Source organism: Novosphingobium sp. TK71 (assembly GCF_055361505.1).
In genome coordinates this window covers 1,324,991-1,345,306 of record NZ_JBSZKA010000001.1, presented here as the reverse complement: position 1 = coordinate 1,345,306, position 20,316 = coordinate 1,324,991, and the positions used below count along the sequence as shown (strand labels likewise).

15 protein-coding genes and 2 pseudogenes are annotated in these 20,316 nt (G+C 60.4%); 10 read left to right on the top strand and 7 right to left on the bottom strand.

Annotated features, from left to right (window positions below; genetic code table 11):
• Positions 1 to 10 precede the first annotated feature (10 nt).
• Positions 11 to 1,804: an asparagine synthase-related protein gene (locus tag ACXJ16_RS21935; RefSeq protein ID WP_463921960.1), complete on the top strand. Its 1,794-nt coding sequence runs from the start codon at positions 11 to 13 to the stop codon at positions 1,802 to 1,804.
• Here ACXJ16_RS21935 and ACXJ16_RS21930 read toward each other — a convergent pair.
• From ACXJ16_RS21930 to ACXJ16_RS21910, 5 genes are all read right to left on the bottom strand, one after another.
• Entirely contained in the window at positions 1,722 to 3,926 is a 2,205-nt protein-coding gene (locus ACXJ16_RS21930) for an Atxe2 family lasso peptide isopeptidase (protein WP_463921958.1), read from the bottom strand. The genes ACXJ16_RS21935 and ACXJ16_RS21930 overlap by 83 nt on opposite strands.
• A gap of 6 nt (positions 3,927 to 3,932) precedes the next feature.
• Positions 3,933 to 6,518: a TonB-dependent receptor domain-containing protein gene (locus ACXJ16_RS21925; protein WP_454798752.1), complete on the bottom strand. Its 2,586-nt coding sequence runs from the start codon at positions 6,516 to 6,518 to the stop codon at positions 3,933 to 3,935.
• A 103-nt stretch (positions 6,519 to 6,621) separates the two neighbouring features.
• Complete coding sequence (locus tag ACXJ16_RS21920; RefSeq protein WP_463921957.1) at positions 6,622 to 7,686, bottom strand: FecR family protein; 1,065 nt, start codon at positions 7,684 to 7,686, stop codon at positions 6,622 to 6,624.
• Positions 7,679 to 8,224 carry an RNA polymerase sigma factor gene (locus ACXJ16_RS21915; protein ID WP_463921956.1) on the bottom strand — a complete coding sequence of 182 codons (546 nt, stop codon included), beginning with the start codon at positions 8,222 to 8,224 and terminating at the stop codon, positions 7,679 to 7,681. Before ACXJ16_RS21915 ends, ACXJ16_RS21920 begins: the two co-directional genes overlap by 8 nt.
• Before the next feature lie 230 nt (positions 8,225 to 8,454).
• Positions 8,455 to 8,907: a winged helix DNA-binding protein gene (locus tag ACXJ16_RS21910; protein WP_454798423.1), complete on the bottom strand. Its 453-nt coding sequence runs from the start codon at positions 8,905 to 8,907 to the stop codon at positions 8,455 to 8,457.
• A 399-nt stretch (positions 8,908 to 9,306) separates the two neighbouring features.
• On the opposite strand from ACXJ16_RS21910, the gene ACXJ16_RS21905 reads away from it, so the two are divergent.
• From ACXJ16_RS21905 to ACXJ16_RS21870, 8 genes and pseudogenes are all read left to right on the top strand, one after another.
• Positions 9,307 to 10,227, top strand: a complete 921-nt coding sequence (locus ACXJ16_RS21905) for a DUF7146 domain-containing protein (protein WP_454798422.1) — start codon at positions 9,307 to 9,309, stop codon at positions 10,225 to 10,227.
• A 48-nt stretch (positions 10,228 to 10,275) separates the two neighbouring features.
• Complete coding sequence (locus ACXJ16_RS21900; RefSeq protein WP_463921955.1) at positions 10,276 to 12,309, top strand: ParB/RepB/Spo0J family partition protein; 2,034 nt, start codon at positions 10,276 to 10,278, stop codon at positions 12,307 to 12,309.
• 258 nt (positions 12,310 to 12,567) lie between these two features.
• Entirely contained in the window at positions 12,568 to 14,082 is a 1,515-nt protein-coding gene (locus ACXJ16_RS21895) for a hypothetical protein (protein WP_463921953.1), read from the top strand.
• Between the two features lie 3 nt (positions 14,083 to 14,085).
• The gene (locus ACXJ16_RS21890) at positions 14,086 to 15,051 is read left to right on the top strand and encodes a hypothetical protein (RefSeq protein WP_463921951.1); all 966 of its coding nucleotides are present in this window, start codon (positions 14,086 to 14,088) and stop codon (positions 15,049 to 15,051) included.
• 263 nt (positions 15,052 to 15,314) lie between these two features.
• Complete coding sequence (locus ACXJ16_RS21885; protein ID WP_463921949.1) at positions 15,315 to 15,626, top strand: hypothetical protein; 312 nt, start codon at positions 15,315 to 15,317, stop codon at positions 15,624 to 15,626.
• Between the two features lie 110 nt (positions 15,627 to 15,736).
• Positions 15,737 to 16,505: pseudogene (locus tag ACXJ16_RS21880) on the top strand (IS5 family transposase).
• An 87-nt stretch (positions 16,506 to 16,592) separates the two neighbouring features.
• On the top strand, positions 16,593 to 17,849 hold the full coding sequence (locus ACXJ16_RS21875; protein ID WP_185997635.1) for an IS701 family transposase: 1,257 nt from the start codon (positions 16,593 to 16,595) through the stop codon (positions 17,847 to 17,849).
• Between the two features lie 701 nt (positions 17,850 to 18,550).
• On the top strand, positions 18,551 to 18,790 hold the full coding sequence (locus ACXJ16_RS21870; protein ID WP_463921947.1) for a hypothetical protein: 240 nt from the start codon (positions 18,551 to 18,553) through the stop codon (positions 18,788 to 18,790).
• Between the two features lie 123 nt (positions 18,791 to 18,913).
• On the opposite strand, the gene ACXJ16_RS21865 is transcribed toward ACXJ16_RS21870, so the two are convergent.
• Positions 18,914 to 19,309, bottom strand: a complete 396-nt coding sequence (locus ACXJ16_RS21865; RefSeq protein ID WP_463921945.1) for a type II toxin-antitoxin system HicB family antitoxin — start codon at positions 19,307 to 19,309, stop codon at positions 18,914 to 18,916.
• An 11-nt stretch (positions 19,310 to 19,320) separates the two neighbouring features.
• Positions 19,321 to 19,491 carry a type II toxin-antitoxin system HicA family toxin gene (locus ACXJ16_RS21860; protein ID WP_463921942.1) on the bottom strand — a complete coding sequence of 57 codons (171 nt, stop codon included), beginning with the start codon at positions 19,489 to 19,491 and terminating at the stop codon, positions 19,321 to 19,323.
• 75 nt (positions 19,492 to 19,566) lie between these two features.
• Between ACXJ16_RS21860 and ACXJ16_RS21855 the strand changes: the two are divergent.
• Positions 19,567 to 20,131, top strand: a pseudogene (locus ACXJ16_RS21855) (IS3 family transposase); the annotation flags it as partial.
• Positions 20,132 to 20,316 lie beyond the last annotated feature (185 nt).

The following is a 20,316-nucleotide window of genomic DNA, read 5'->3' as shown; positions in this document are numbered from 1 at the left end:
CCCCGGACGCATGGCGGCCGAGGCCCAGATCGACGAGATCGCACGTCTTTCCGGCCTGCCGTATCGGGCGGGGGATGAGCAGTTGATCATTCTGACCGACCAGCCAGAGGCGCTCCGCAAGGTCGATGGCGGCTTCGTCGTCGGCACGCTATTTCATCGTTACGGCAGTCCTCGCCCGATTGATGTCGGCGAACATGTGGAACTCGGATCGGCGCCAATCACTTGTCTCCTTGAACGCTTCTGGGGTAGTTACTTGGCCGCTTTCGCGCACGATGACGAAGTCACTGTGCTACGAGATCCGTCCGGCGCTGCGCCAGCGCACTATGCCCCTTTGGGCGACTCAATTCTTGTCGCGTCCGAAGCCGGATTGCTCAGGAAGGTTGGCGCGATCAACGGTAAAATCGACTATGAGGCCCTGGCGCGCCACATCTACCTTGCAGACCTGCCGATGACCGATGCGCCCCTTGCCGGCGCAAGGCGGCTGTCGCCTGGCACCGCATTGAAGGCGACTGCTGGCACGCTGCGGATCGACACGTTCTGGAATCCATGGACGTTCGCGGCGAAAGCCGATCCGACCAGGAACCTCGAGGAACACGCCCTTGCGCTGTCTCGATGTGCCGAAGGCTGCATTCGCGCGTGGGCAAACTGCTTTCCCTCGATCCTCGTCGGCGTTTCGGGTGGGCTCGATTCCTCGATCGTCACGGCATGCCTTGCCGGACGAGACCAAGTGGTTACGGGGCTCACCATGGTAGCGCCTGGGCCGGACGGAGACGAGCGCGGGTACGCGCGCGCGCTCTGTGATCACCTCGACGTGCGACTGCTGGAAGAATTCTACGCCTTGGGCGACGTGGATCCCCTGAAATCTTGCGTCCCCCATCTTTCCTTTCCCTCCGGCCGGACGCAGTCGCAGGCCTACAACGCGGCCGTAGGCCGGGCCATGCGGGAGAGCGGCGCTGCAGCCTTCTTCACCGGAAACGGCGGCGATAACGTTTTCTTTCTAAGCCAATCGACCAGAGGTTTGATCGATCGGCGACGTTCAGGCGCGTCAGTCGGTGAGACCTGGCAATCGCTGCGCGATGTTTGCGCGCTGACCGGGAGCAGCATGTGGGCTGCGTTTCGGCAGGCATACCGTATTTCGGGATTGCCCGCACGGTACGCGTGGCGACCTGATCTCCGGTTTCTTTCCGCTGCCACGATCGAGAGGTTTGCAGACTTGCCAGCGAAACATCCATGGCTCGACGCCCCCGCCGGCGCTCTGCCTGGAAAGGCTGCGCACATCGGCATGATCTTGCGTATCCAAAATCATGTCGAGGGCTTCGACCCATCTCTCGGCATTCGAGTCATCAATCCACTTCTTTCACAGCCAATTCTTGAGCAATGCCTGGCCACGCCCACCTGGTTATGCTCTTCGGGTGGGCGCGATCGCGCAGTGGCCCGTCATGCCTTTAGCGCCCGCTTGCCTGAGGCGATTGCAGAGCGGCGAGTGAAAGGCGGCCCCGACGGCTTTGCCGCAGCAATCCTCGAGGCGCACATCCCACAGATCCGGGCGCGACTGCTTAGCGGAAGACTTGCTGAAGCCGGTATCATCGATCTTGCCGCGGTGGAAATGGCGACGCGGCCAGGTGCGGCGGATCGTGGTTCCAGCTTTGTGCCCCTGCTTTTTTTCTTGGATATCGAGGGATGGATTGAGCATTGGACGACGAGGGAAATGTGTCCGAACTCTAAAACCCCGGCGTCAGCGACGATAGCTGAATGCCCTGCGAATTCCGATGCTCGGTCTTCACCGCATCGCCACGGATTGTAGCCGATGCTTGCGATGCAGACCGCTTGTCGGCCTGCTGTCTCTCGAGCCATATACTCTGCATGGCTGTCCACGCCTCGCGCGCTACACGGTCAGCAGGTAGCTTGCCTCTCAGCCAGAAATCGAACCAGGCCAGGTTCCGCTCATAGGCGGCAAGCTTGTGAGCCGGTTGCCATTTGACGTGGTGTTCGCCCGGAAAGACATACATATCGATCGGGTGGCCAGCCTGCCGCAAGGCGGTAACGCTTTCCAGGGCACCCAGATACTCATCATCTGCCATTTGCAGCAGCAGTGGGAAGCGAGCGGTGCGGGCATTTTGCGCGAGAGATATTCGGCGCCAGAAATCGCCTTGGGCTTCGGTAGCACGCGGCCAGCCGCTTCGGGCGAAATGATCTGCGATGCCTTCATTCAGCAGGAAATCCTGACTGCGCTCCCAGCAGCAGCCACTTGCCGAGCCGGCCGCGAAGAGACTGCTGTTCACCGCGGCGAACTGGACCGTCGATGACCCGTCGCTGAGCCCGGTGATACCGACATGTTGCCTATCGACGAGCCCCTCCGTAATCAGCTGGTTCAGGATGACCTCGATTGATGAGAGCACACTCTCGCGATCGCGGAAGCCGTCCAGCAGCCGCGCATCGGCTTCCTCGCTGGTCCTGGCGTCATCTGCGAGTACGAGCGCATCTGGGCGTTGAAGGCTGAGTACGAAATAGTCATTTGCGGCGAACGCCTGGATGGGGAACTCGTCGCCTGTTCCGCCGCGAAGAAATCCGCGCGAGGTGTACTGCACGACGATCAACGGGTATCGCGCGCCGTGCTTGTATCCGAGCGGATAAACAAGATCGCCGAACGTTTCGATGCCGAAGCTGTTTCGCCAGAACAGGCGTTGAACTTGGCTCAATCGTAGCTGACCAAAATGGGAATTCGGATCGAACACGACCGATTTGCGGCGCAGTGTGCGATCGAACCGGACCAGGCGCCGCGGCTGCAGCGACGTCTCCTCCATACAGAACAGATTGCCGCCGTGCTGTTGGCAATCGATGAGGAGGGCGGTCGTTGACAGCAATCTTTTTGCCTGGTTCGTACCAGGCCGCCACTCGTAGATTGCTGTTTCGCTGTTTGCAGGGCCTTCGCGCCGGAGAAAGCGGACTTTCCGATCTCCCGGTGCCCACCAGGCCTCGAGACTTGGTGCATTGCAGGCGACGGCCGCGCAGGCCTTCTCCAGACCGTGCTCGTCTTGCGCATTGAGCCGCATTACCGGCCTCAGCGGTGCTCCACCAACTGCCACGAGCCGTATTTTCTGCCCTCTGGCATTTGTCGGAGATCTTTCCGGTGCGGCGAGCGCAAGCCTCTCAATCTCTTCGGGCCTCGTCTCGGGCATGGGCATGGTGCTATGAGTGTTAAAATAGGCGAGCCGGCTCGTTGGCGCCGGAAACGGAACCGCACCAGCCGCCGGCGACATACGCCCGTCGAACCGGAAGCCTTGCCGGCTTTCGCGCGTAATCGTTGCGGATTGGGCGGCAAGAGCTGCATTCACCGAATAGACCAGCGTGTGCCCGTCTGTGCCAAAAGAGAAGCGCTCAACGTTCAGCGTTCCGCTTGACGCCGCATGGCTTCCACTGCCGTCGGCCTTCGCGATCCACACCTGGACAGTGCCATCCATGTCCTTGAGGAAGGCAATGCTTTGGCCATCCGGCGACCAGACCGGTTCGATGGGCCGGACGAGGCCAGTGGCCACACCTGCCCGACCAAGCATGTTGCTCCTGGTAAGGATCAGGTTACCGCCGGCATCGACCACGCGAAAGGGACCGGATCCGCTGGCCGGAAGCACGATCAGTGACTGGCAGAATTCATTGCTGTCCGGATCTGCCTTTCGAACCTGTAGTGCAATGAATTTACCGTCGGGCGAAACCGAAAAGATGTGGCCATCTCCGGGCCCGAGACCAGTGGGCCCCAGATCGCGAAGCTCCGCAAGGTCGCGCGCTGAGACGGCAGTACCGGCCACGATGGTGTCCCGGAACATACTGGAACAGTCGCCCAGAACCGGCGAAGCCTTCGCGGCGGAATTCGGCACGATACCGAACACCGCCGCGCCGACCAGCGCAGCGCATGATGCACGCAATGTCATGGAAAATTACCAGCGCTTGCTGATCGTCAGGCTGACCGTCCTGCCGAGAACCGAGTTGTTGGTCGAATCGTAGGGGTAGGACGCGGCACTGCTGACAAGGATTACGCTCGGTTTCTCATTGAGGACGTTGAGAGCTGCCAGTGTCAGATCGATGTTTGCAAAGGCGCCATGTTCGTCTTTGGATGAGACGCGAGCGGTAATGTCCAGCGTCGTGAAACTGTCGACCTTTCGCAGAACCGGACGCCGATCGTCCGTAGTACCGCCGATGTAGCTTGCGATTGCACCGATCCTGACATTTTCTCGGGTCCAGGCGAGCGACCCGCGGCCTCGCCAGTGTGGCGGATTGAAGATACGCCCGGCCTTTTCGATTTCCGGCTCTCCAGGGCCAAGAGCTTGCCGGCTTTCGAGGTAACTTCCTGATCCTTCGAACTCGAGTTTGTCGCGACTGTCGAGATCTACGCTGTACGCTAGCGAAAGGTCGAAGCCACGGACCCTTTGGCGTGCTGCGTTACGCAGGCTGTCATCTACGATGGCCGTAACTGAGGTGGGGTCGTAAGGGGCGCCAGTCTGATTGATGAGCCCGCCGGGTAGAGATGCGACGAGGTCGGCAATTGTGGCCTGGCTTGGATAGAGTTCGGTAAGGTTTGCATATTGAGCCGAAAATGCGCTCAACAGGTTTGCGATCGGAGTGACCACACGGTTACGGTACAGAATGTCGAAGGCACTGACTTGTGCCTTGAGGCCGGGAACGGTCCGGGGGCTCACAGCAAGCGTTGCGGTCCAGGTTCGCGCCTTCTCCGGCTTCAGGTCCGGGCGGCCGCCGTTCAGAATGATCGCCGGCGCACCCCCCGGCCCGCTGGGAGTAAACAGCGATCCTGGCACCAGATAGCCCTGAAGCGGTTGACCGACCTGATAGAGCGTGGGCGCCTTGAAGGATCGGCCCCAGGTTGCACTCAATGTGACATCTTCGATCGGCGAATAGGTCACACCCACCTTGGGCGTTGCTAAATCTCCGAAGCCCTGATTGTGCTCATATCGCGCGGCGCCGGTTATCGAGAGACGTTGCATGCCTGCAAATGCATTGGATGGACCAACCAGCGGCAGCAGGAATTCGCCATAACCGAAGAAAGTGTCGCGCTTCTGCTCGAACAGATAGGTCTGAGAAGTCACGCCTCCGGAGACTTGCCGGGAGTCGACCGTAAGCGTGACCTTGCGAAATCCGCCTCCGATCGCAACGCGGGCTTCGCCGCCGGGAGCTTTGAAGACAGGACCCTCAAATCCAAGATCGACCGCATCGAGGTCGTTGGCGTAATCGGGATAATACTGAGCCGAAAGATTACCCGCGCTGAACGCCCGCGTGTACACCTTGGTCCGGCTTTCACCGTGCGTGGCGGTCAACCGGGCTTCCCAGGCATCCGAGAGCTTGAGACGGAGCGAAGGGCTTATGGAAAATGAGCGTACGCGCCGATCGATTGCGTTACCGCTCGTCAGACAGCCCGCCGTTGCCAGGAAGGGATTGCATGCTTGCGATTTCCGGGCGTTGAATTGAGCATCGATCTCGAGCTCGAGAGCGGACGCGATCTGCTGATGTCCCGATAGAACAGCACTAAACTGCCGCTGTGCCGGTAGAAGAGTCGCGGTCCCATCCATTTTCTGGGTATAGCTCCGCTGGCTCGCCCGGATCTCGGAACTATGGAGGAAATCTGCGGCTATCATTACACCGCCTGAACCCCATCGTTTTCCCGTAACAGCGCTGAGTTGTTCTTCGACGTCGCCGCCGTCCGTCGCAGCGCCGAACCTGGCCGATGTAAGCAGACCTTCGTAATCACGGCGCAAGATGACATTGGCCACGCCGCCTACGGCGTCCGAACCGTACAGGGCGGATGCACCGTCGGTCACGACATCGATACGATCGACGGCAATCAGCGGGATGGCCGCTATGTCCACTCCTTGCGAGACAGCATCATAGGCGATCCGGTGCCCGTTTATCAGGGTGAGCGTAGCGTCGGGCCCCAATCCGCGGAGATTCATGGTGGAGGAGCCGTTGGTGTTCTCCGACTGACCGGGATTGCCGACGACCCCGGGATTTTGGCCGCCGCCGAAATTCTGCGGGAGCGTACGGGCAAAGGAACCCAGATCCGTGACACCTGCCTCTTGGATCTGCTCGCGCGAAGTGACGATCATCGGCGAAGGGCTGGGGGCGCCCTTGATCCGAGAGGCCGTGACAAGGATGTCCGTGTTCAATGCCGGGGATTGGGGCTCCCCGGCCGTGCCCTCTTGTCGCCCCCCGATAAGGATTACATTGGGTCGGAATTGTACCTTCAGTCCGGAACCGGAAAGCAGTCGACGCACCGCCTCGTCCGCGCTGTACGTTCCCTCGAGGCGAGGGGCGTTCCGGCCGATGACTGACTCCGAACTGAAGATGATTTCGCGACCCGAAAGACGGCTGACGGCTTGGAGTGCGTCGCCAAGCGCGCCGGCTTCGAGATTGTAATGCTGCTTTTCGGCGGCCTGAGCTGCCGCCGGCGAGCACAAAAACATGGATGCAAGCGCCGTTGCGCCAAGGAAGTTGATCTTTGCCCGCCGTCCCATCGTATTCACTTCGATCCCCCCTGTAGGGATCCAGCCATCTTGACTGGATTTTCAGGAGGCATCGCTTCGATCCAGTGAACTACGGGGTAGGACGGATAAATTTTCAATTCGCAGGGCGTAGGGTCACCTCGCTCGGAGATGTCTCGTCGATTTTCAGGTCGAACAGGGCAGCGAGCCGCTCGGCAACCTGGTGTCCATCGTTCACGCGAAACCGTCCGCTGACGCGCATCTGCTCAAGACCGGGATCAGCGATGACGATCGTTACTCCGGATGCGGCGCGCGTCTCGGCCAGCACGGAGGCAAGCGGAGTTCGATCGAACTCTCGAGGGCTCGCATAGTCTGTCGGGCCAGGCGCAAGGACGAGTTGATCCGCCGATGATCCAGGAGAGGGCGGATGTTCTGCGGTAACAAATTTAAGGCTCTCACCGGCTGCCAGGCGCGAGAGAGGAACCCTGCTGCCATCCACCTGCCTTGGTCGCTCGACATCGATGGCACCGCGTACGAGTTCGACGAACACCTCACGGTTCCCGGCAATCCGAACATCGAAAACCGTGCCACGTGCAGTGACGCTGCCGCCGCCAGCTTCCACAACGAACGGGCGTACTTCATGGGCGACCTCGAACCGCGCTTCGCCTTTCTCCAGGCGCAATTCCCGGCGGTCGGCGCTAAACGAGAGGGCGAGTACACTTCCCGGCCTCAGGGTCACCAAAGAGCCGTCGGAAAGCCGAAAGGGCTCAGCGTGCTCGCGAACACCCACGAAACGCCGGTTGTCGCTGGCCTCCGCGCGCAGCGTACCCTCCAGTCCACTGACGCTGCCATTGACGCCCATCGACCTCTGCTGAAGCACCATTGCCACCATCGCAACACCCAGCCCGACGACAGCGGCAGCCGCAAGCCATCTCATCGTTCCGTGTCGAGCCGAACGACGATTGTCGTTTGCAACAACGCGCTGAGCACTGCGTTCAGCGGCGAGGAAACGACCCGCGGCAAATATTTCGCCGGCCTTCTCGTATGCGGCCAGATGGAGCGTGCTTCCCGCGCACCATTGCTCGAATTCGTTCCGGAATTCATCGGCATCGGGTCCGCGCATCCGGGCAAACCAAATGGCACCTTCGTCAAGCAAGGTGTCGGGAAGCCGAGCTTCAGGGGCATGAGGAAGGTCAGTCATGGCTCGACAGGCTCCTTCCGATCCGGACGACAGCTTGTACCATATGCCATTCCACCGTCCTGATGCTTATCCCCATCCGTTCAGCGATCAGGCGATAAGGCAGGTCCTCGACCCGGTGCAACAGGAAAACCTCTCTGGTCCTGGGAGGGAGCATCTCGACAGCCGCGCGATACTGCATTTGCAACTGTGCAACCTCGAGCGCCGCATCCGGTTGCTCGGGAGCCTGGACGATCTCCACTTCGTCCAATCTTGCTGCCTTGGCCCGCGACCAGGACCGCGCTCGGTCGGCCAGAAGATGGCGCAGAATTCCCTGGACGTAAGACCCGGGATTTTCACGCGCCGCTGCAGAACGGGCAGCAACGAGCCGCGTAAACGCCTCCTGCACGAGATCGGCACGCTCCTCCTCGATCCAGATTCTGCGCTTCAGGAATTGAAGCAATTTGGGTGCCTCCCGATGATAGAAGCTGTCGAATTCTTTCCGATTTTCGAACAGCGTGTCCGACGCGCCCCGGCGCTCTTCCTCTTTTACAGGCAGCATCGCTGTTACGACGCCATACAATTGCCGAGGCGCACCGCGCGCTCAGACGACAGACAAAACGATACTCGCACGACAGAGCCACCACCGGTGGCGGGCATTTGGTTCCATTGCCTGCGCCCGACCTTTCCGGTCAGGCGCCTGTTCATGCGTGGAAGGCTTTTCCTGCAGCCGGTTACCCGCCTTTCAACGTCGAGCTGCGCCTGCTAGATTGCCTCCTAACCGGGTTTATTTCAAGTCTCGACATTTGTGTCCGCCAACGGGTCCTTCGACAATGTTCGCATAATTGACAGCTCTTCTTGTAGCATCGCTCCGAACTCGGCGCTCGATGCCCATTCATCGAACAGTTTGTCGATCGATTGCCTGCCTGTATCGGTGAGTTTGACAACCGTTCTCCTGCCGTCCCGGATGTCGCGTCCGGTTTCCACCAGCCCTCGCTCTTCCATGCGATGCACGATCCGCTGCGAATTGCGTTCCGACGTGCTGGAGACGGAACTGAGGCCGGTTAGCGAAAGCGTATGGCCCGCCGGCAGGCCGTATAGTTCACAGAGCATCTCGAGTGCAGGCTGGCGAAACAGATCCACCCCAAGCTCGGAAATGACGATTTGATGCCCACGCCGCCCCATCTCCATTATCATCCGCCGTCGATTGGCGGGATCGAGCCGATCCACCGGGACACCCTTCATCGCAGTTTCCTCCTGCCGGCTATCTGGACGCCAATTTGCGAAACACCGCGGCGATGCGCTGCAGCCAGCGTCGAACTTTGGGAAGCGGAGCGCCCACCCAAGGGGGGGCGAGATTTTCCTTCTGCGATCGACCCGAACCGGACACGGTGGATTCGATATGGCTGCCAACCGAAAACGAGATTGGTAACCGCAAAGCTTGGTTGACCCGGTACATCCGGGCCTACCGCAACAAGAGACTGGCCTGCCATCAAGTGCTCCCTGACGTCTGCGCGAGCCCCGAGAATGCCGCGCTGCAGCATAAATTCTTGTAACATGTTGTCGTAAAATCGTCACAAAACGCTTTGGTAGAGTGAAGCCCCGGAAGAGGAGGGGGAAGGGGGATGCGCCGCAGGAAGAGCGGTGCATTCTGCAGGAGTTCGTCCATTGGCACCTTCCGCACACCTCGCAGCTGTCGGAGCCCGGATCGTCTCGGCGCTCGGCGGAACCTGGCGCGATGATCGCGGTGTCTGCCGGTGTCCCGCCCATGACGACAAGGTTGCCAGTCTTTCCATCCGCGTCGGGACCAGATCGCTGCTGTTCAAGTGTTTTGCGGGATGCGAGACGGCGGCGGTCCTTGCGGCTCTGCGTTCGCAGCGTTGGGTGATACCGCGGCTGAACGATTGGCAAGCCGATGACTGTCGGGTGTCTCGCGAAATTGTCCGTCTGGAATGCGTTCGCCGGCTCTGGCGCGAATCCCGCTCGCTTACCGGCACGATTGGCGAAATCTATCTGAATTCCCGGGGGATCAAGGTCTCTGCGCCCGCGCTCCGTTTCCATCCCCGGTGCCCGATCGGGAAAGGACCAATGGTTCGATTTCGCCCTGCGATCATTGCCGCAGTCTCGCGTCACGACGGGATCTGCGCAGTGCAGCGCATCTTTGTCGAGCCCGATGGTTTTCGCCTTTCCCGCGATCTCGAGGTGCCGAAAGTAAGCCTGGGGCGTATGGACGACGGCGCCGTTCGCCTCTCGCCCGCAGGACCGGAACTGGGTCTTGCCGAAGGCATCGAAACGGCAATGTCGGCAACCGCGCTTCTGGGCATCCCCGTGTGGGCGACTCTCGGTAGCAGCCGGCTCCATGCGATCGATATCCCTTCAAGTGTCCGCAAGCTGGTCTTGCTGGCGGACAACGACCGGGCCGGGCATCTCGCCGCGACCAGAGCCCAATCGGTCTACGCGCGTACCGGTCTCGAAGTTGTCGTCGAATGGCCCGGCGATGGCCTGAACGATTGGAACGATGTCCTCGAGCACAAGGGCTGCAGGGAGGGAAGAGGGGGGAGGTGAGGAGGATGACAGGCTGGGTCTCGGCCGGTCCACAACGAGGAGTCCCCCATGGACAAGGCTAACATTTTCTATGTCCGCGCGCTCGACTGCGCAGTTTCCAGGTACAACGTTCGGTCTTCCAGCGACGATATCGCCGACGCCGAGCTTGAGGCGAACATCGGCGAAACCGGTATTATCCTGCAGAATCTGATCGGCGTGTCGGTACCCAGGAAAAAGGGCCAATACGAAATCGTCGGTGGCGGCCGCCGTCTCGAATGCGTCCATCGCAACATTGCGAATGGAAAGCTCGGCGAGGATTTCATGGTGCCGGTTCTTGTGGTCAAGACCGCGCGCGATGCCATCGAAATGAGTTTTGCCGAGAACTACTACAATCTGCCCATGAATCCGGCCGACGAATGCCGGGCGTTCCAGGGCATGATCGAGCGCGAGAAGAAGTCGCCCGCAGAGCTGGCGAAGCGGTTCGGTAAGACCGAACGGTTCGTACTTGGCCGCCTTCGCCTCGCCAATCTGGCAGAGCCCATCTTCGAAGCCCTGCGCAGCGGCGAGATCACGCTCGATGTGGCAAAGGCCTATGCGGCAACGGGCGATGCGGATCGGCAAGCCCAGGTTTTCGAGCAGATGCAGGCCAGCTACTATGGGCACACCGTCAACGAAATCAGGCGGCAATTGGCGAGCGGATCCTACAAAGGCGGCGATCCCAAAGCACTGCTTGTCGGCCGCGATGCCTACCTCGCCGCAGGCGGCCGCGTCGAAACCGATCTGTTCAGCGACTCCGCCACCGAGATCTGGTGCGATGGCGAAATGGTCGAACGTCTTGCTGCGGAAGCCATGACAGCGGCCGCAAGTGTTCTGCGTGAGCGGGAGGGCTTCGCACAGGTCCGAACCGTAACGTCTTGCTCCATTCCCTATTCCGAGACCTTCCGGATGGCCCGCGTCGAACCAGTTTCCACGCCCTTCGTGCCCGAGGCGCAGGCCAGGCACGATGAAATCGTGGCCCGGATCGAGGAAATCGAGACCGAAGCGAGCGAAGCCGGTGAGTATAGCGATGAGCAATCCGACGAGCTGGATGCCCTAAACGAGGAAATGGAAGCGCTGGTCGATGCCTCGCTCCAGCTGACACCCGACCAGAAGGCCGGTGCGATCGCCTATCTGCTGATTGATGCTGAAGGCAAACCACACCTCCACCATGAGTGTTTCGCGGTGGAACCCGAGATCGACGAGGATAGCGGGGACGACGATGACGGCTGCGGCGAGGGGCAAGCAGCCGATATCTGCGGCGCGACGCCGGTGGAAGGAGGCGGCGAGGCTGCTGAGCCCGAAGAAAGCTACAGCATGCGTCTGCTCGATGAATTGGCGACCATGAAGACCGAGCTGATTGCGGTCCACGTCGCAAACGACCCGCGCTTCGCACTCGATCTTGCCACCTTCATCGCGGCGGACCGGGCGACCTGCCGCGGTTGGAATGCGATGCCCAGCGAACTGCGTGCTGACGCTGCGGCTCCGCGCGTCCAAGGTTTCGTCAGCGAAACTGCGGCGGCACAAAAATGGGCCGATCGCGAAGATGCGCTCGACCGCAGCTGGTGCGAACACACCGATATGGCGGGTCGCTTTGACGCCTTCTGCGCGCTTGAAGACGGACTGCGAAGCGCCTGGCTCGGTTGGGCCGTCGCACGCTCGTTGCATTCGGTGCCTTACGGTCAGGCCGGCAGCGATTTCCTCGATCATCTTGGACGCGCGCTTGAAATCGATGTTTCCACCTGGTGGCGTCCGACCGCCCGCAACTTCTTCGATCGTCTCACGAAACCGAAGATCCTCGATCTCTTCGAGGCAATCGGTGGGCCGGAACTGCGTGCTCGCCATGCGGCGGCGCGCAAGTTCGATCTCGCGGTTTCGGCGGAACGCATCTTTGCCGGCGAAACCGTAACCGAGGCCGAAATCAAGGAGCGGGCGATGTCGTGGCTTCCCGCTCCGATGAAGTTCGCAGGCATTTCGGCTTCGCCCGTCGATGTCTGCGATCACGACACCGGGCAAATCGGCGCCGTCGATCAAGGCGGAGACGAGGGCCTGTCACAAGCTGCATGAGCCAGGCCGGGATGCGCCCGTTGCGTGCGCGCCCGGCCAGTCTAATTCAGTGAAGCACGGCCAACCACTTTTGCTACCAGGTCGCGAACGCGCGCTGGTGGGCCTGCAGGGCTGCACGCTCTCGTGATGACTGGTTTGCTCGGGGCCCTGCCGGCACTTCCGCCACCGCAGGCGCCCGGCTCTCGCTGACCCCTTCCCGATACCATCCAACTTTCCGGTCGCGGGGCCCTTGTCCTGCTGCCGTGTGGAGTCACGTCCATGGCACAATTCCAGATCCTCTTTTCGCCCTCAGAAGCCGAGTGGCGGGCGATCACCACCGAGTTCTGCTTCGCCCCCGTCGATGACCAGCAATCTTTCTGGCCTTCCTTCGAAGAAGCCGAGGCAGTGCGCAAGCGCCTGCTCGGCCGGTATCCGGGTGCTTCGCTGCGTATCGCCATCGAGAGCCCCGAAGTAGGAGAGATCGACTGGCAGACCCGCGAAAAGCTGCGTTTCACCGACGGCACTTATTCCGAAACGCCCTGGCACGACGAGCCATGGTATCAGGCCAGTCACGAAGAACATTTCTGCCATCTCTCTACCGAGCAACCAGGCAAGATCGCCTTCACCGAGAATGCAGCGAAGGGACGGCTCGATCGCCAACTGGTGATGTCGCCGGGACGCTACCTCCATCGCTATTTTTCTGGCACGCTCGACAACAACGCGATCGAAACATGGTGCGCGCGCCTTTCCGTTCTGCTTGCAGAGCATGCGCTGAAGATCACCCAGGATGCAGACGAGATCGAGGACGTCTATGTAGGCGGTCCTGCCAGTTGCATGGCTCACCCCGAGGAGGACTTCGAGGGCTGCTGCCATCCAGTTCGGGTCTATGCCGGACCGGACACCGCAATTGCCTACATCGGGCCGCGTGACGATGCGCGGGCCCGGAGCGTGGTCTGGCCGGCCCGGAAGATCTACACCACGATCTATGGGGACGTCTCCCGCCTCAAGCTGCTTCTGGAAGCGAACGGCTATTCAGAAGGGGCGTTGGACGGTGCCAGGATCCAGCGTATCGAGGATGACGAATACTTTGTCGTCCCATATATCGATACCGAAGACGGCCTTGGCGATGACGGCGAGTTCCTTGTCATCGGGCGAGGCGCAATTCCTTCCGGGAATACCACCGGCATCAGTCGAGTGCCGTGGTACTGTCCGCGATGCGACAACTCGGCAAGACCGTATGAGGAAGTCTGGTTCGGTGACGGCTCATGCGAGGAATGGTGCTACGACTGCTTCCACAATTGCACCCAGTTTTGCGCTCACAACGAGCGCACGTACAGTGACCAGGAAGCCTTCATCACGGTATTCGGCGATGGCACATCCTGCAGCATTCTCGAGAAGGAGGCCGAAAATTTCGAAGCCGTCTACATCGACGATCGCGGGGAATGGTGGACTGCCTCATGCTGCCGCAAGTGCGATGCATCCGGTGAGATCTTCCATGGCGAAGACCTTACCGAATATCACGGGGAATGGCTGTCCTGCGATTATCTGCCCGAGCCACTCGACGATGACGATGCGGATGCCCTGAACGCCCACGTTCTCGCCTATCACGGGTTTGTCCGTGTCATGGGCGGGCAGGGCCGCGATGTGGCAAGCGTGGAAGTAGCCGCGACACTCGCGGCGGCCCGATTATCAGACCTTGCGGGCTGTCGCGCCGGATTTCCCGCGCCGATCCCACTGGAGATTGCCGGGCAGGCGCCTGCCGCCGCCGCAAATTCCCCACAGACGGGAGCCTGATCCATGACCCATGCTTTGATGGGCAGGCAGGGCCTGCTCGAAATCCTTTCCTGGGCGCGGCCGCACGACAGCAGTGTCGAGCGCGCCTTTTGCCGCGAATTCCTCGATACAGTGCCCGGCATGGCCGCAGATGGTTTCGGGAACAGGTTCCTTTCAATCGGCGAGAAGCCCCGCGTCATGTGGAGTTGTCATGTCGATACCGTGGCGGCACACGGCGGGCCGCAGGAAGTTACCATCGACGAACACGGTATAGCCCGCTTGGCACGAGGCAAACCGGGTATGTCGCTGGGCGCCGACGACGGCGCCGGAATATGGATCATGCTCGCCATGATCGACGCGCGTCGCCCCGGACTTTATGTTTTCCATCGAGGTGAGGAATTGGGCTGCCTCGGTTCGGGTTGGATCAGGCGTTGCAATCCCGAATTCCTTGGAGGACTGGATGCCGCAATCGCATTCGATCGCGCAGGGATGGATGATGTCATTACCCACCAGAGCTTCGGCAGGACTTGCTCCGAGGCCTTTGCGTCGAGCCTGGCTTCAGCGCTCAATAGCCTCAACCGAAACTTTCGATACAGGCCTGACAACACGGGCATCTTTACCGACACAAACGAATATGCCGGCATCATTCCGGAATGCACCAATCTCTCGGTAGGCTACCATGGCCAGCATGGGCCGAGAGAGACCCTCGATGTTGGGCACTGCGAACGGCTCCTGGCAGCAATGCTGGAACTTGATCCATCCGCTCTGCTGATCGAGCGCGATCCCATGCGCTCGAATGAAGACCATTGGGACAGTGCGTTGAGATATCCCGGTGAACTGGAAGATTTTTCCGAGACTGTAGCAAGGAACCCGTCTGTGGCAGCGCGTCTGCTGATGGAATGCGGGGTCAGTCTCGACGAGTTCGACTGGGTGGTATTCCATGACGAGAACCGGCAAAACTCCGGGTACCGCCCGCTTATTGCGTCCTGAGACCGTGTTTGCGCTTCCGATCGTGGCGGTAGAGACAGTTGTGATCGCTCGCATCCCTGGCACCATAAAAGCGGATTTCGATCTCGGTGTCCGGCGAAGAGCCGAGCAAAAATCCGTAAGCCCCGACAATCGCTCGAGCTTCTGTCGTGTCCCGGTGGGAACGACGTGGGGCGACGCCGACCAGGCCTGCGCGTCAGGAGGAAAGGGGGAGGATTGGGGGTACGCTGAGGCAGGTGCCTTGATTGCGACCCTGGAGAAATCCCATGCCCCTTCCAACCGATATTGCCATGCTGTTCGTGGCAACCTACAATGCGGATCTGGCCGAACTCGGGTCATTGGCACGGGTAACTTTGCCCGATCCCGACAAACATCCAGATACGCTCGAACTACGCCGCGGCGATGGTGAACTGCTCGACCTCATTCCGGCAGATACGGAGCCTGTGATGGCGGCCATCGCATGCCGGCTCTACGACGAAGGTTACAACGAAGGTCGCCGCGCCGGCGAGAACCACGCCTGGGCATCGCTGCGCAGCCTGATTGGTGCGGCGCCGTCGCAAACACCCAAACGGATATGAGATCGCGTCGATACGCAGTATGTCTTTCCGCAAGGACCAGGCCATGTTGACAAAAGGGATTGCCACCCCGGTCGAGTTCTTGTTCAAGCCTACCTTTTGGAAGGACAGGCATGGATCGCGGCGACCTGAGCGACGCAGAATGGGAATTGATCGGGCCGCTGCTTCCGCCCGAGCGTGGCAGGCATGCCCGTCCCTGCCGGAGATAATCGGCGCTATTTCAACGGAATGCTTCATGTCCTGCGGGTTGGCTGCCCTTGGCGGGACATGCATGAGCGATACGGGAAGTGGGACTCGGTCTACGTCCGCTTCCGCCGTTGGGCCGAGCAGGGCGTCTGGGATGCCATGCTGCAAACACTGGTCGACCTTGGCCTGACCGACGACTGGCAACACATGATCGACAGCACCACGATCCGGGGGCACGTATCGGCCGCTGGCGCTAAAGGGGGACGTGTAAGGAGGCTCTTGGTCGATCACGCGGCGGTTTTACGTGCAAGATCCACGCCCGCTGCGACAATCAAGGACTTCCTCTCGGCTTCCACCTGACCGGCGGCGAAGCGTCCGATTACAGCAGTGTCGATGACCTTATGGCCATGCCGGTGCCGAAACCCAGGGCCTTGCTTGCGGACAAAGGCGATGACGGCGACCGCTTTCGCGAGAACCTGCCGCTGAGCAATATCCTGCCCGTCATCCCGCCGCGCTCGAACCGCAAGGCACCGGAGCATCCCGACTATCGCCGCTACCGCGATCGCAACCGGATCGAGCCATCTCAAGATTAACCGTGCGATCGCTCCCCGATACGACCAGCTTGCCAACAGCTTCCTCGGAATGGTTCATATCGCCACGACCAGATACTGGCTCAAATTTGTCCACGCCGCCTAGCACTACTTTGGCAGAACGTTGATTTTTAGGATTCCCTTGGCGTTGAATGCGTGATTCATGAGGAGCCAGCTTTTATGGAGGCTGGCGATGGACGAGGACTGGCAAGCAGATCTGGAGCGTTGGCTTGAGCCATATCTGGGAAGTCTGGCGAACAAGACGCGGCGGCGGATGTGCCCGGCCTATATTGCCGGCTTGATTGGGCCTGGCGATCGCAAGAGCATTCAGCCCATGGCAGCTCGAACTGATGCCATCCCTTATGACCGGCTGCATCATTTCATCGGTGCCGGCCTGTGGGACAGCGCCCCGCTGGAAGCGATCTTGTGGAGCCAGGCAGATCAATTGGTCGGCGGCAACAAGGCCTGGCTGATCATCGACGATACGGCCTTGCCCAAGAAGGGCAAAGCTTCGGTCGGTGTCGCCCCGCAATATGCAACGGTGCTCGGCAAGAATGCGAATTGTCAGACGATGGTTTCGGTAACGCTCGCATCAGGCGAAGTACCCATCATGCTGAGCCTGCGCCTGTTCCTGCCGGAAAGCTGGACCGACGATGCGGCGCGGATGACCAAAGCTGGCGTGCCTGAGCCTTTGCAGAGCTACCGCACAAAGCCCGAGATCGCAGTGGAGGAAATCGACCGCGCAATCGCTGCCGGCGTTCGCTTCGGCTGCGTCTTGGCCGATGCCGGCTATGGGCTCTCGGCGTCGTTCCGACAGGCACTCACCGCCCGGGATCTATGCTGGGCGGTCGGTATTCCCCGGCACCAGAAGGTCTATCCAGCCGATGTGCAATTGATTTTCCCGGTAGCGACACGGGGCCGGCCACGTGTCCGGCACGTGCCTGATGTCAAATCCCGAGCGGCCCATGCCATGCTCGAGGATGCGAAATGGCGACAGGTCAGTTGGAGGCGGGGAACGAAGGGGATGCTGAGCGCCCGCTTTGCCGCCATGCGCGTGCGCATCGCCGATGGCGCGCCCCAGCGGATTGGCTCTGCAGGAGCCCAGCATATGCCCGGCGAAGAGGTTTGGCTGGTGGGCGAGCATCGCTCGAACGGCGAGCGCAAATACTACCTCTCCAATCTGCCCGCAGGAACCTCGATCCGCGAGCTAGCAGGCGCGATCAAGGCCCGCTGGGTTTGCGAACAGGCTCATCAGCAACTCAAGGAAGAACTTGGCCTCGATCACTTCGAGGGAAGGTCATGGACGGGGCTGCATCGACACGCGCTCATGACAATGATGGCATACGCGTTTCTACAAACACAAAGGCTCGCTCAGGCGGGCCGGAAAAAAAAGAGTCTCCGGGCCGCCACCTCAGCCCAGTTTGCCAGCAGTTCGCCAAGCCATCCTTGACCGCTTGTCGCGCTCACCGCCAAGACATTGCCCTCATTGCGGAGGGGCGCTGTTTAAACCATCTAACCAAATTCTGCCAAAGTAGTGCTAGCAGCGGGGCCAACTGAACGTGGCGCAGGGCTGATCTGAGCCCGGAAAACTGGATCGCTTGAATTTAGAGTTTTTCGCCGTAATCTTCCTAGGCTGGGAGGAGCGAGGGACCGCCGGGGGGGCAGGTCAGGTGATGCCTATTCCATGGTCATGGTCGACGGGTGCGAGCAGATGGCCGACGCGTATGAGCGGATGCCTACGATCCTGGCAAGCAAAGATTGGCGGTGCAGGACAGAAGGCACGCCGGAGGAGGCATTCGAGCTCTGCCGCGTTGATAGCTCGCCGCTGATTTTGGATCGGACGGCAGAGCCGCGGGTCAAGAAAGCTGGCGCGCAACCAGCGCTTCCCGTTTCGAGCGCTGCTTCAAATACACTCCTTTGACGTCACGTTCGCATGACTGCGATTTAATAGGCGCGGGCGAGGAATCTGCTTCAACTCCATTCTATTGCGGAACCTCTGTATCCTGTGATTTTGTATGAAAATGGCACTTCTCGAGCTCAAGAAATTGAAATCTATGGTTTGAACAATCACTCATAACAGTATATCGATTGGGTACTTATTAGCCAATGAGAGAGGCTGTTTTGGACAAGACTGTCGTGATTCTCACTGCGATGGAAGAACTGCTCGCGAACGTAAAAAAGTCCGGGCATGATCCAGAACATTGGACACTCAGGCTTTCGGACTGGCTGAGAATAGTTAACTGCTATTACGACAAGTCGCTGCCCAATCGCGAGCGGTTCGGACGCGGCACTTATCGGGATTTGCCGATCAATCTCGGCCCAGTTGACGCCGAGGGGGCTGTGGCCCTTTCTTTCCGCAAAGGTGGAGCACTGCTCACTCAGGTGAGGTAAGGGTTAGGCTCCTGAATTCGGATCAGAGCCCTGCGGTAAGCGCCAAACCGAAAAGGCACGTTCACGACGTCGAACCGCTCCGATTCGGAGGCATGATCCGGGAAATACGGCCAATTTGTGCGATCAGCGGTGAGCGCCCTGGATTTCGTTCCGCGCGGCTTGAGCGACGAATGCGCTGCGCGTCAGGCGGCGCTCGGCGGCCGCCTTGTCGATCGCGTCCAGAATGCCGCGCTCGAGCGAAAGATTCACGCGTGCGACGCGGTGGTCGTTCACGATGCGGGGAACGGCGATGATCGTCGCGCCGGCCGCCAGCGCTTCGGCCGCTGCCGCCTTGATCTGGTCAAGACGGCTCGGCTCAACCTCATCCTGATCGTCGAACCAGAGGTCCAGCGCCTCGCAGGCGTTCGGCAGAACCTTTTCGGCGGTGTCCGCGGCCGAGAAGCAGCCGGGAAGGTCCGGGAACGTCACGCTATAAGCGCTGTGGCCGTCCTGCTCCATGATTGCGTAGAAGTATTTCACGGTCATTCCTTTCAAGCCCGGAGTGGTGGGGCTGGGCAGAGCCAGCCCACCGTCTTCGCTATGTTCCGGGAGGTCCCGCCGGGAATGTCTTTCTTGGGGTGCGGAACGATCACTGTCTGGCTTCCCTTCCGATACTTGTGGTGAGAGCCTTTCGTGAGAAATGTGCTCACAACCTTATCCATGAGGAGCTTGACTGATCTGCCCCCTTCTGAGTGGCCCAAATTCTGTTTTAGATTTGGCCACGAGGGAGGAATGGAATGGCGAGGAAGCACAAGCCGGAAGAGATCATCGGAAAGCTGCGTGAAGCGGAGATCGTGCTGGCGCAGGGCGGAACGGTGGCGGATGCGTGTCGCCGGATCAGCGTCACCGAGCAGAGCCACTACCGCTGGCGCAAGGAGTATGGCGGCCTGAAGATGGACCAGGCTCGGCGCATGAAAGAGCTTGAGAAGGAAAACGCTCGGTTGCGGCGGGCGGTGTCAGATCTGACGCTGGACAAGTTGATCTTGCAGGAGGCAGCTCGGGGAAACTTCTGAGCCCTGCGCGCCGACGGCAGTGCATCGATCATGTGCGCAGCATCATGGCAGTGTCCGAACGCAGGATATGTCGGGTGCTTGCCAGCATAGATCGACGCAGCGCAAGATACCGCGTGGGGCGGACGACGAGGAAGCGCTCACCGCCGATATCGTGGCCTTGGCCCGGCAATATGGTCGCTACGGCTATCGCCGGGTGACGGCGCTGCTGCGCGATGCGGGGTGGGCGGTGAACCGCAAGCGCGTCGAGCGTATCTGGCGGCGCGAGGGCCTGAAGGTACCGCAGAAGCAACGTACATGCATCAGCAACTTATCGCCTTTGCAGCAGGGAAGGGCTGCAATCCCACCAGCGTCAACCGTACCGAGATATATCGATAACTTTTTGTGTGTGCCTAACCCGATCCGCTCGTGATAGGGCAGCGACCCGTCGAAACAGCAACTGTGGACGCCCCTTCGGATGCAAGCAGTAAATCGGGG